Source organism: Paenibacillus cremeus (genome assembly GCF_007786445.1).
Taxonomy (GTDB): domain Bacteria; phylum Bacillota; class Bacilli; order Paenibacillales; family NBRC-103111; genus Paenibacillus_G; species Paenibacillus_G cremeus.
In genome coordinates, this window is the sequence record NZ_VNJI01000043.1 from 23,233 (window position 1) to 35,715 (window position 12,483).

Genomic DNA, 12,483 nt, shown 5'->3' on the forward strand with positions numbered 1-12,483 from the left:
GGAGGACGTAGAACATGATTTTTGGGCAAAATGACAAGCTGGTTATGATTGGTGACTCCATTACTGATACAGAGCGTAAACGCCCGCATGGCGAAGGCCGAAACGATTCCTATGGCAAAGGGTATGTATCTGTGGTCAATTCGCTCATTCAGACCGTGTACCCGGAGCTGGCGCTGCGCATTATTAACATGGGGATCAGCGGCAATACCGTGCGCAACCTTCAAGAGCGCTGGCAGACGGATGTGCTCGACCTGAAGCCGGATTGGGTGTCCATTCTGATTGGGATCAACGACGTGTGGCGCCAGTACGATCAGCCTCTGATCACCGAATCCCATGTGTATATCGATGAATACCGCAGCACGCTGGAGGAGCTTATTCAATCGACGCTGCCTTCCGTCAAAGGGATCATTTTGATGACGCCATTTTATATCGAGCCGAATCAAGCCGATGCTATGCGCAGCACGATGGATCAATATGGCAAGGTCGTCAAAGAGCTGGCCGAAACGTACGGAACGAAGTTCGTCGATACCCAGGCGGCGTTCACCCCGGTTTTGGAGCATATTTATCCGGCTGCCTTGGCATGGGACCGCGTTCATCCCAGCCTGATCGGTCATTCGACGATTGCCAGAGCGTTCCTGCGTGCCGTAGGGTTTGACTGGAACAAGTAAAAAGTGAACGCCTCACGGCGCGCGCTAAAAAGGGAGTGTCCCCTGCTATCGATACGGCGGGGGAGTCCCATTAGCCATTTTGGACAATGGGATATTTCAGATGGATTCGAGCAAAAATTTTAAATTTTTTCCTGAAAACCGCAAAATAGTATAAAGATTAGCAGAAACAGATATGGTATGGTTTGTCTAAGCGACAAATTAAAGCGCTTTCTTTGAGAGTGGGGCATCATGGAATGGAGGTCTTTCCGATCGCGTCGGACAAGCTTCTTGGGTAAATAAATAGGGGGGAAATCCATGGTCAAAAAAAGTTTGTTAGTATCGGCTGCGGTGATGGTAGCCTTGACGTCCGCGTGCAGCAACGGCAGTAAGCAGGAAGCGAAATCCGATCCGGGTACGGCCCCGCAGCAATCACAGCAAACGCAGCAGCCAGCACAGCCGGCGGTCAGCAAGGATCCGGTGGAGCTGGTCCTGTATTCGACAGCCGCCACCTCGGAGGAAGAGGTCAAGCAGAAGTACAGCGATCCGATTCAGAAGCAGTTCCCGAATATTAAGATTAAGTACATCAAAAAAGCGGCCGGAACGAACATTGACGAGTTGGTCGCTGCAGGACAGCAAATCGACATTTATTATGAAAGCGTTAACTTTTTTAATACGGTGACGACCTATCAGCTCGGCTATGACATGACGGATCTGATCAAAAAACATAATATCGATGTGGGCGCCTTTGAGCCGACGATGATCGATTATGCGAAGGCGATGTCCAAGAACGGCGGTATTTATGGGCTGCCGGTGTTTACGCAGAACGTCATTTTATTTTATAACAAGGATATCTTCGATAAATTCGGCGTACCTTATCCGAAGAACGATATGACTTGGGACGATCTTCAGGAGCTGGCCAAGAAGCTGAACCGCAATGACGGCGGCAAGCAATATCTGGGCTTCGCATCGTCTCCTTCGCATACGCTGAGAGCCAATCAGTATTCGCTGACCTTCCTGGATCCGAAAACGGATAAAGCGACGATCAATACCGCTGAGAAGTGGAAGCAAATTTATCAAACCTATTATGTGACCCCATCTGCCGATCCCGGCTTTAAAAAGACGATGGTAGAAGCGCTCAAGAACAAGCTGCCGTACAAGGATCCGTTCTTGAAGGACCGGAATTTGGCGATGATTGCGTACTTGTCCGAGCTGGACTGGGCCGCTTCGGGCTCCGAAGGCATGAACTGGGATATCGCGGCGCTGCCGACCTTCAAGGATCTTCCGGGCGTAGGCTCGTCCGCGTACCCATTCTATTGGGGCGTGACGGCGCAAAGCAAGCATAAAGATGAGGCGATGGAGGTCATCAAGTTCCTGACGGACAAGGATTATCAGACGAAGCAAGCCCGTGCAGGCACGATGACTTCGCTGAAGGACGATGCGATTAAGAAGCAGCTGGGTCTGGACAGCAAGTATAAGGATAAGAACTTGAGCGCGATTTTCTACAACAAATATGCGCCGATGCCGGTGAAATCGAACTACGAAGGCGATGCGCAAAAAGCGTTCGAAGACGCCACCCACGAGGCGGCGCTCGGTAACACCGACCTCAACACGCTGTTCCGCAAGATCGAGGAAGGCGCCAATAAAGCGGTCGACGCGGTAAAAACGAAGAAGTAAGCGAACACGGTCTTGTACGCAAGCGATTGCGGGCAAGGCCGTTTTGCGTTTTCTGAGCCTCGCGGCGTAAAGCTTGCAGCGAGCGAGGTATAAAAAGAGCGGCGAGCTGCTGCGCTTCAATCGTGAGTTGAAGTGCGGGGCTCGCCGCCGGTTTTATTTTTTGTCTACCCGCAGGTGCAGTTCAAAATTGGCTTGCGCGCCGCCTGTGTCTCATCCAATCGCCTGACCACGGTATGGTGCGGCGCTTGTCGCAGCAGCTCCGGCTCATGCTCCGCCTCCCAGGCGATCTGGATCATCGTCTCGATGAACGCATCTAGCGTTTCCTTGCTCTCCGTCTCGGTCGGCTCGATCATTAAGCATTCCTCGACGTTAAGCGGAAAGTAGATTGTCGGCGGGTGGTAGCCGAAATCGAGCAGCCGTTTGGCCACGTCGAGCGTGCGGACGCCGAAGGGGAGCAGCTTTTTGCCGGATAGGACGAATTCGTGCTTGCACACCCGGTCGTAGGGGGCTTCGAAGTAGGGCGCCAGCCGCCGCAGCATATAGTTGGCGTTCAGCACTGCGCACTCCGACACCTGCCGCAGCCCCTCCGGACCGTAGGTGCGAATGTACGTATACGCGCGAACCAGAATGCCGAAGTTGCCGTAGTACGGCTTGACGCGACCGATCGACTGCGGCTTGTCGTAGTCGAAATAGTAGGCGCCGTCGGGGTCCGGCTTCCGTTCGACCGTTGGAGCGGGCAGGAACGGCTCCAAAATTCGCTTCACTCCCACAGGACCCGCCCCTGGTCCGCCGCCTCCGTGCGGGGTGCTCATCGTTTTGTGCAGGTTCAGGTGCACGACGTCGAAGCCCATATCGCCCGGACGCGTGATCCCCATGATCGCGTTGGAGTTTGCGCCGTCGTAATAAAGCAGGCCGCCCGCTTCATGGACGATCGCGGCGATCTCGACGATGTGCTGCTCGAACAAGCCGAGCGTGTTTGGATTCGTCAGCATGAGCGCTGCCGTATCCGGTCCCACGATGGCTCGCAGCTCGGTCAAATCCACCAAGCCGTCCTTGTTGGACGGGATCGTGATCGTCTCAAAGCCGGCGACCGTGGCGCTGGCCGGATTGGTGCCGTGGGAGGAATCGGGGACGATGACCTTGGTGCGGCGCTCTCCCCGGCTCTCGTGATACGCGCGGATCATCATGAGCCCGGTCCATTCGCCGTGCGCCCCTGCGGCCGGTTGGAGGGTTACTTTGTCCATGCCGGTAATTGCGGCCAGATCGTTTTGCAGACGGTAGAGCAGCTCAAGCGCGCCTTGAATCGACGCTTCCGGCTGGTAGGGATGGATGCGGGCGAAGCCGGGCAGCCGGGCGACGTCCTCGTTGATCTTCGGGTTATATTTCATCGTGCAGGAGCCGAGGGGATAAAAGCCATTGTCGATGCCAAAATTGCGCCGGGACAGCGCGGTATAATGGCGGATCACATCTACCTCGTACACCTCGGGCAGCTCAGGGGGCTGCTGGCGCAGCAGGCCGCTAGGAATCAGCTCGGTCAGCTCCTCGGCAGGTACGTCGCAGGGAGGCAGCGAATAAGCCACCCGTCCCGGCTTGCTCAGCTCAAAAATCAACGGCTGCTCCTGTTCATGCGGCCGCTTCATAGACACGCCCCCAATCGTCGTGCAAAGTGATCGATCTCATCCTTTGACCTTCGCTCCGTCACCGCAATCAGCAGATGGCCGGCCAGCCCCGGATCATCCCTTCCCAGATGATAGCCCGCGATAATGCCTTCTCGAAGCAATTGTCGCTGTATGTCATCGACCGACGCTCTTTCCGGCAGCCGGATCACAAATTCATTGAAAAACGGCGAGGCAAACGCCAAGCTTACGCCAGGTACTTGGGTTAGCGCTTTGGCGGCGTAGTGCGCTTTGTGCACATTGAGCCGGGCGACCTCCTGAATGCCCGATTTGCCCATGACGGACAAATAGACGGAGGCGCCGAGCGCGAGCAGCGCTTGATTGGAGCAAATGTTGGACGACGCCTTCTCGCGCCGGATATGCTGCTCCCGGGCCTGCAGCGTCAAGACGAAGCCGCGCTTGCCGTCGCGGTCGACGGTTTGGCCGGAGATGCGGCCGGGGACCCGGCGCATCCATGGGGTGGCTACGGCGAAATAGCCGCAGGTCGGCCCGCCCATCGAGGGGGCCGTGCCGAACGGCTGCGTATCGCCGACGACAATATCGGCGCCGAGCTTGCCGGGCGCCTCGAGCAGACCCAGCGACAGCGGGTTCGCGCTGACGATGAGCAGGCCGCCGGCGGCATGGATGAGTGCCTCCACCGCCGCCAAATCCTCTACGCAGCCGAAGAAATTCGGCGTCTGCACGATGACGGCTGCCGTATCCTGGGTCACGGCAGCCTCCAGCTCCGTCCAATCCGTCACGCCGTCTGCGCAGCCGACCTCTGCGACCTGCAGCTGCAGCCCGCGAGCGGTCGTCCGCAGCACCTGCCGCGACTCCGGATGCACGGAGCGCGAGACGACGAGCCGCTTGCGCTTCGTCGCGCTGCAGGCCAGTGCCCCGGCTTCCGCCAGCGCTGTCGCGCCATCGTACATGCTGGCGTTCGCGACGGCGAGACCGGTCAGCTCACAGATGTACGACTGAAATTCGAACATCGCCTGCAGGCTGCCTTGACTGATCTCCGGCTGGTATGGCGTATACGCGGTGTAAAATTCGGAGCGGGACAGCACATGGTTAATGACGACCGGAATGTGGTGGTCATAGAGTCCAGCTCCTAGGAAGCTGGTATACCGCTCCAGATCGGCGTTTCGCCCGGCGAGCTCCCGCATATGCCGCAGTAGGGAGGGCTCATCAAGCGCTTCCGACACAGGCAGTGTCCCTTGGTAGCGGACGGCTTCGGGAATATCGGCGAACAGCTCCTCGATGGAGGAGATGCCGATCGTTCGCAGCATATCGGCCCGATCCGCTTCGGTCATCGGTAAGTAGTGATGCAGCATGGGCTCATCTCCTTTGGTCTCCTGATCTCCTATTCTTCTGACCTCATGGCGTCAGCGTTTGGGCCGTTTGTAGAAGGGAGTGGGAACAACGCGGGCTTGCAGTCGCTTCCCCCGGATCTCCACCCACAGCGCTTGCCCCAGCCCGGCGTGCTCCGCATCAACCAGCGCCAGCCCGATCGCGCGTCCCAATGTCGGAGACAGCGTGCCGGTTGTCACCGCTCCGACCGGGGAGGCATCGGGAGCGGCAGAGCCGGCGTAGACGCTGTAGCCACAGCGGGGAATGCCCCGGTCCAGCAGCTCAATGCCGACCAGCTTGCGCTTCAGCCCGGCTTGCTTTTGCTCCAGCAGGGCGCTCCGCCCGATGAACTCGCCTTTGTCCAGCTTCACGAAGGGCTGAAGCCCGGCCTCCAGCGGCGAGATCGCAGCGGACAGCTCCTGGCCGTAAAGCGGCAGCCGCGCTTCGAAGCGAAGCGTATCCCGCGCGCCGAGGCCGGCTGGCAGCAGCCCATCGCCGCTCCCGGCAGCCAGCAGCGCTTGCCAGAGCGCCGGGGCATCCTGCGACGCCGTGTACAGCTCGAAGCCATCCTCCCCGGTATAGCCGGTGCGGGAGACAAGGGCGGGGACTTCGCAGACGGAGACATCTCGGGCAAACTGAAAGCTTTTTAGCGAATCGATAGGGTAAGAAGTCACTCGAGAGAGGATGTCGGCTGCCTTCGGACCTTGAAGCGCCAGCAGCGCGGTCGATTCGGAAACCTCCTTTAGAGACACCTCTGGGAAGGCAGCGGCATGCTCGTTCAGCCAAGCCCAATCCTTCTCGATATTGGATGCATTGATCACCAGCATAAACTCGTCCTTGGCCAAGCGGTACACGAGTAAGTCATCCACCACGCCGCCGTCGGGGTAACAGAGCAGGCTGTACTGCGCAGCGCCGTCCTCCAGCCGTTCCACGTCATTGGTCGTCATGTGCTGCAAGTACGCCTCGGCCTTCGGCCCTGTTACCATGACCTCGCCCATATGGGAAACATCGAATAAACCGGCATGGGAGCGCACGGCTTCGTGCTCTTTTTGAATACTGACGAATTGAACGGGCATCTCCCAGCCTCCGAACGGGATGCATTTCACGGCTGCAAAGTCAGCGTATAACGGGAATATGGGGGTTCGCTTCCATTGGCTCATGCTCCGCCTCCTTATGTTGCAACTGTTACATCCGGAACCATGATGTCAGTTGTCAACAATGTTGCAACTGTTAGCTCTTCTTACATATTTACTCCAGCGGACGGCGATTTATGAAGGCATATCCTGTCCTTGCGGGCGGTATGCTGTAGAGAAGCATGTAATCGAGGAGAGGTGGAGTCAGATGAGCACAGTAAGACCGGATCTGCTATACAGCGAGGAGCATGAATGGGCGGAGGTGCTTAAGCCGGGCACGGTGAGAGTCGGCATTAGCGCGTTTGCGCAAAGCCAGCTCGGAGACATTGTGTTCGTGGAGCTGCCGGAGCTCGGGCAAGCCGTGCAGGCTGGCGAAAGCCTCGGCACGATCGAGTCGGTCAAGACGGTGTCCGATTTGTTCGCCCCGGTATCCGGGAAGGTATCCCGAATCAATGAGGAGCTGCTGAACAAGCCGGAGGCCGTCAACGAGGATCCGTATGGGGAAGGCTGGATGGTGGAGATCGAGCTGGATTCGCAGGACGGGGAAGCGCTGAAGAGGCTGCTGACCGCGGAGCAATATGAGGCGTACATCGAAGCGGCACATTAAAAAAAGGACCCTAAGTCCGAGAAGCGGGAGCTGATCCTAATCTCGGTCTAATAGGGTCCTATCTTGTTTAAATAAACTTCACCAGCATCTCGCAAAACTGCTCCAGGTACGCTTGATCCACCTCATCGAAACGCGCCTTCTCCGGCGAATCGATATCGAGCACACCCAGCAGCTCTCCAGTGCTTGGGCTGATCAGAGGGACGACGATCTCGGAGTTCGACGCGGCGTCGCAGGCGATGTGACCGGGAAACGCATGCACGTCTTCCACGAGAATCGTTTGGCGCTTGTCGACAGCGGTGCCGCATACGCCTTTCCCCACTGGAATGCGTGTGCAAGCGGGTAGGCCCTGGAACGGGCCGAGCACCAGCTCCGAACCTTTTAATAAATAGAAGCCGACCCAATTGATTCGGTCTAAGCATTGGCCGAGCAGGGCCGCCGCATTAGCGAGATTGGCGATGGCGTCCGGTTCATCCTCAAGCAGATGCCGAAGCTGTTGAATAACCAGCCTGTATGTATCTTCTCTTGTACCCTCATAGCGCTGAACTTGAAACATCGGGATTCCTTCTTTCTGTCAAGATCTGAGTTGCACATCCATGAGCTAAGCCTATAAAGTTTGCGGATAAATGTCAACTTATAAGCGCTTTTATCGAAAAAGCATGAATCATATAAAGTATTAGTCAAGTTGATAAATTCAGCTTAATAAACCAATTGTATCCATTTTTGCATAGTATAATGATCATGTTTTGAAAACAACAATTGTAGGAGGTTTTGGAATTCATGGTGCGGAAGTTGGGGTTGTCCATCTTGGCATTGCTTTTATCCTTGTTTGCGCTGGGAACTGTGTTTGCGGCAGATAGTGCGCCTGCGAAGTGGGACGTTGCGGTCGGCAAGCAGGGCGATGGCGTAAGCATCGACTCGATGTTTCCGAAAGTGATTTACATTAACGAAGGAGATACTGTAACGTTTACGAATGGTGCCGGGTTTGCGCCGCACACTGTCACGTTCTTGGCCGGATCGGCTCCGCTATCTCCGCAGGATCCCGCGAATTTGGCTCCGAACAGCCCGGACGGAGTGAAGTGGGACGGCAAAAAGCTGCTGAACACTGGCGTCCTAGAGCCAGGCAAATCCTTCACCATTACCTTTACCGCATCTGGCGCCTACCCCTATTACTGTATATTGCACCCGCTCATGAAAGGAACCGTTGTCGTCATTCCGAAAGGCCAGCCGATTCCGAGCGTGATCGAGCAAGCCGCTTCCGCTCAAGCACAGCTGGATGATTTGCAAGCCCAGTCGGATACGCTGTTTAAAGCCTCCCAAGACTACGCGGTTGTGAAAGACAAGAATGGCTCGCTTACATACCAAATTGAGGCCGGTGCAGGGCATCAGGGCTTTACGATCAACCGGATGATGCCGGAGACACTCTATATTAGCGAAGGGGACTCCGTCGAGTGGACCAACGCGAATCATTACGAGCCGCACTGGGTGACGTTTAATAAGCCGGCGAATTTGAGCTTTTTCGATGACCATGGGGGCTTCAATCCAGCATTTATGCCTCCTACGGGCGGACCCGTATTTGATGGTACCGGATTTTTGAACTCGGGGATCATTGAAGCGATGAAGTCCTACAAGCTGACCTTTTCCAAAGCAGGCTCCTACCAATATGAATGCTACCTGCACACCGGGGATAAAATGGTCGGAACCATCGTGGTTGCTCCTAAAGATTCAATTAAAGTCCTCGTCAATGGCAAGCCGCTGATTTACGATTATAAGCTGCCGCATCTGCACAATAACCATGTCTATGCTGCCATCGTACCGTTTGCGGAAGCGCTGGGCGGTAAAGCCGAGTGGAATGCGAAGCTGTCCGCGGTCGTAGTGAACATCGGCGGCCCATTCGCTCTGCCGACCGAGCTGAAAAATACCGATGGCATGAAGGTCATCATCAACGGCAAGCAGCTGATCTATGGCTTTGAGCCAGGTCCGCATGAGCATGACGGTCACAGCTACGCTTCGCTGCAGGAGATGGTGAGCCTGCTCGGCGGCTCCTATACGTGGGATGAGCAGACCCAAACGTTCTCCGTCCATCTCGGATACGCGATGGGTGCAGGGATGGGAATGGACAGTCACTCCCACTAAGCGCGTCGAAGCTCTAAATTTAAAAGAGAGAGGCAGCCAGCTGCTTCTCTCTTTAACGCTGTATAGGGGATAGGGAGGATAAACATCCGTATGAACAAAAGAATGCGAAGCCGGCGTACCTTACTGCTGCTTCTAATTGTTTTGCTGCTGTCGTGCATGAATGGAAGGCTGCTGCCTTTGCCTGCGGCCCAAGCCGCAGAGGTGAAAAAGTTTCAGCTGTATGCGACCGACGGGCATTTTACGATGCCGGACGGCGAAAGCCTGTATGTGTGGGGCTACAGCTTGAAAAATGAGCAGGGTACCGCGCAATTTCCCGCGCCGAAGCTGGAGGTGAATGAAGGCGATACGGTCGAAGTGACACTGACGAATATTGGCCCTTTAAAGGATGATATTAAGCTGCTGGCGCATACGATTCATTTTCACGGCTTAGATACGGATCAAGCGAATGATGGCGTACCGCACACGTCGCCGGCTGTACAGGTGGGGGAGAGCGTGACGTATCATTTTACCGCCGATCATGCGGGGACGTATTTCTATCACTGCCATGTAGATACGGTGGAGCACCTGCAGATGGGCATGTTCGGCGCCTTCATCGTGAAAGCGAAGGACGGCGTCAATCAGGCCTGGACGGGCGGTCCGGCCTACGATAAGGAGTATGTGTTTTTGCTTAATGAGATTGATCCCGTATGGCATCATGCGGTAGAAACCGGTACGCCGTATGACCGGACGGATTTTCACCCGCGGTATTGGACGATTAACGGGAAAGCCTACCCCGATACGGAGACGGATCCGGATTCCATGATCGAGGGCAAGGTCGGAGATACGGTGCTCGTCCGGCTGATTAATTCCGGCTATAATGAGCATTCGTTTCATATGCACGGGCATCATTTTTGGGTCATCGCTTCGGACGGACGGCCGATGGCCAGCCCCATGGAAAAGGATACAATCAACATCGGTCCAGGCGAACGGTACGATATTCTAGTGACCTTCACCCAAGCCGGCATGTTTCCGTTTCACAGCCATAACATCGTAGATAATACGAATAACGGCGTGTATCCGGGCGGCTTGCATACGATGGTGCACATCGTTGCGGCATCAGACTCAGCGCAGGGCGGTACTATGGAGCATATGGGTCATCATGAGCCGGCACCTGCGAATCAGGGGGCAGCCCCCGCAGTTGATCCTTCGACAAGCGCTACCGCAGGACCGCTGGTAGAAATTAACGCATCGGCCTTTTCCGAGAAGGAGCTGCATATTCAAAAGGGCACGAAGGTGACCTGGGTGAACCGCGACTCGCAAATCCACACGGTCATCGATCTGAAAAGTCGGTTCCGCAGCGGCAACCTGGTCAAAGGCGACCAATTTAGCTACACGTTCGAGGAAGCCGGGACGTATATTTATTATTGCTCCACCCATCCGAGCATGGAGGGGAAAGTCATCGTGGAGTAGGGGCAGAAGCGAAGGACTCTATTTTCTCATCCTTCGCTTCTGCTGTTCACTCTTTAGGAGAGCTTTCTTATTACGTTTATTTCAAAGTAAAGCGGGACAGCACCTCATTCAGCTCCTCTGCGAGCCTAGCAAGTGCTTGGGAGGACGAAGTGATCTCTTCCATGGTGGCGAGCTGCTCTTCCGTCGAAGCGGAATTGCTCTGGCAGGCGGCCGCCACATCGTTGCTGATTCCGGACACGCCTTCCACCAGGGTGACGATCTGCTGGCTGGAAGCCGCCAAATTGCGGGTGGTGGCAGCGGACTGGTCGACGTGGCGGGATACGGATGCGACGCTCGCTTCGATGTCGTGGAACACCTTGTCCACTTGTTCGGCTTTGGTCAAGCCCTTCGTGACCCGATCCGTTCCGGTGAGTACTGCACTCGCCGCTTGCTCGGTTTCCAGCACAATTTCTTGAATCAGCTGCGTAATTTGACCCGCCGATTGGCCGGATTGATCCGCCAGCTTGCGGATCTCTTGGGCTACAACGGCAAAGCCTTTGCCGTGCTCACCTGCCCGAGCGGCCTCGATGCCGGCATTGAGCGAGAGCAGATTGGTGCGGTTAGCCAAATCCGTAATCATGCTCGTGATGCCGTGAATTTGCTGTGAGCGCCCGCCGAGTGATTGAATGGCGGCTGCGGCTTGCTGGACCGTCAAATGGATGTCCTTCATCTGCTGCAGTACTTCCTGGACGGCTACAGCGCCTTTGGCGGATGCCTCCGAGGCGGTTTGCGCCAAGCGGGAAATTTCTTCATTACCGTCAAAGACTTGCTGAATACCATCCGACATATGTTGAATCGCCTGTACTGCCTCTTCCACGTGGCGCTGCTCCTTCTCCGAGCCGGAGGCGATCAGCTGCGTCATGTCAACGATCTGCTCAGTGGCCTTGGACGTTTGCTCGGAGCTTGCGGCCAGCTCTTCTGAGGAAGCAGCCACTTGAATGGCTGTGTCTCTGGCTTGTAGGAGAATCGAGCGCAGATTGCGCACCATGCGGTTAAACGACGACGTCAGATCGGCGATCTCATCCTTGGAGCGCACCTCGATTTCACGGCTCAGGTCGCCTTCACCGTCCGCAATCTCCTTCAGCTGGCGGTTGATCAGCCCGAGCGGCTTGGTGATGGAGCGGGAGAGCAGCCAGCCGACAAAGGCGGCAATGACCACCACAGCGAGGAGAACCACGAGCATCACGAGATTTTGCTGGTCTTTTTCCTCATGTCGATCCGCGATATCCTGGCTAATCTCTTGATCGAGCTTGTCCATCAGCTGATTGAGGACGGTATCCAACTGCTTACGGACGGTACGTTCATCCCCCAGATGGGCCGCGAGCGCGTCTTTGGCCGCCCCAGCTTTCACTTTGGCTAGAACCTGCTTGCTGGCATTGGAATACTGCTCGAACTGCTTCTCGATCTGAGCCAGCGCTGCAGCATCGGAATCATCCAGCGTCGGATTCGTTTTCATGGAGGACAGCAGAGCTCCGATCTGCTTCTCTTTGTCTGCCATTTCCGTAGGATACTGCGCGTCCCCGGTTAATAAATAGGCACGTTCATCATTGGACATCCCGGTAACTCGGTACTCAAGGGCATTTAAATCGGTTCGGAACTTGCCATCGTTCAGCATTTCCTCAAAGTTGTTCTGGGTGCTCATGCGCTGTTCATAAGTGAAAGCGGTAAGAGCAAGCATGAGGGCAATAATAACGAAAAACGAAAGAAACAGCTTCATACGAATTTTCATTAAGCAACCCCTTTTCTCTGTTGTGATGGTGGAAACGACGATATAAAAATATTCGACAAATCTTGCT

Annotated in this window: 10 protein-coding genes; 5 read left to right on the plus strand and 5 right to left on the minus strand. The window is 55.7% G+C overall.

What is annotated here, in order from left to right:
• Positions 1 to 14 precede the first annotated feature (14 nt).
• Positions 15 to 668 carry an SGNH/GDSL hydrolase family protein gene (locus tag FPZ49_RS25650; protein ID WP_144852542.1) on the plus strand — a complete coding sequence of 218 codons (654 nt, stop codon included), beginning with the start codon at positions 15 to 17 and terminating at the stop codon, positions 666 to 668.
• Between the two features lie 294 nt (positions 669 to 962).
• Positions 963 to 2,321, plus strand: a complete 1,359-nt coding sequence (locus tag FPZ49_RS25655; protein WP_144852544.1) for an ABC transporter substrate-binding protein — start codon at positions 963 to 965, stop codon at positions 2,319 to 2,321.
• Positions 2,322 to 2,485: 164 nt separating this feature from the next.
• On the opposite strand, the gene gcvPB is transcribed toward FPZ49_RS25655, so the two are convergent.
• The 3 genes from gcvPB to gcvT are packed head-to-tail and all read right to left on the minus strand — an operon-like array spanning position 2,486 to position 6,486.
• A complete protein-coding gene (gcvPB, locus tag FPZ49_RS25660; protein WP_144852546.1) occupies positions 2,486 to 3,961 on the minus strand; it encodes an aminomethyl-transferring glycine dehydrogenase subunit GcvPB in 1,476 nt (491 codons plus the stop codon).
• The gene (gene gcvPA, locus FPZ49_RS25665; RefSeq protein WP_144852548.1) at positions 3,958 to 5,310 is read right to left on the minus strand and encodes an aminomethyl-transferring glycine dehydrogenase subunit GcvPA; all 1,353 of its coding nucleotides are present in this window, start codon (positions 5,308 to 5,310) and stop codon (positions 3,958 to 3,960) included. The genes gcvPB and gcvPA overlap by 4 nt, the downstream gene beginning before the upstream one ends.
• 51 nt (positions 5,311 to 5,361) lie before the next feature.
• A complete protein-coding gene (gene gcvT / locus FPZ49_RS25670) occupies positions 5,362 to 6,486 on the minus strand; it encodes a glycine cleavage system aminomethyltransferase GcvT (RefSeq protein ID WP_144852550.1) in 1,125 nt (374 codons plus the stop codon).
• A gap of 181 nt (positions 6,487 to 6,667) precedes the next feature.
• Here gcvT and gcvH point away from each other — a divergent pair, with 181 nt between their 5' ends.
• Positions 6,668 to 7,066 (plus strand): glycine cleavage system protein GcvH, encoded by a 399-nt coding sequence (gene gcvH / locus FPZ49_RS25675; RefSeq protein WP_144852552.1) that lies wholly within the window; start codon positions 6,668 to 6,670, stop codon positions 7,064 to 7,066.
• Between the two features lie 67 nt (positions 7,067 to 7,133).
• On the opposite strand, the gene FPZ49_RS25680 is transcribed toward gcvH, so the two are convergent.
• The gene (locus FPZ49_RS25680; RefSeq protein WP_144852554.1) at positions 7,134 to 7,619 is read right to left on the minus strand and encodes a GAF domain-containing protein; all 486 of its coding nucleotides are present in this window, start codon (positions 7,617 to 7,619) and stop codon (positions 7,134 to 7,136) included.
• Positions 7,620 to 7,843: 224 nt separating this feature from the next.
• On the opposite strand from FPZ49_RS25680, the gene FPZ49_RS25685 reads away from it, so the two are divergent.
• Together FPZ49_RS25685 and FPZ49_RS25690 are read left to right on the plus strand one after the other, a co-directional pair.
• The gene (locus FPZ49_RS25685) at positions 7,844 to 9,199 is read left to right on the plus strand and encodes a plastocyanin/azurin family copper-binding protein (protein ID WP_144852556.1); all 1,356 of its coding nucleotides are present in this window, start codon (positions 7,844 to 7,846) and stop codon (positions 9,197 to 9,199) included.
• A 90-nt stretch (positions 9,200 to 9,289) separates the two neighbouring features.
• Positions 9,290 to 10,648, plus strand: coding sequence for a multicopper oxidase domain-containing protein (locus FPZ49_RS25690; protein ID WP_144852558.1), 1,359 nt, complete (start codon positions 9,290 to 9,292; stop codon positions 10,646 to 10,648).
• 76 nt (positions 10,649 to 10,724) lie between these two features.
• Here the strand turns inward: FPZ49_RS25690 and FPZ49_RS25695 are convergent, their stop codons facing one another.
• A complete protein-coding gene (locus FPZ49_RS25695; RefSeq protein WP_144852560.1) occupies positions 10,725 to 12,416 on the minus strand; it encodes a methyl-accepting chemotaxis protein in 1,692 nt (563 codons plus the stop codon).
• Positions 12,417 to 12,483: the final 67 nt, after the last annotated feature.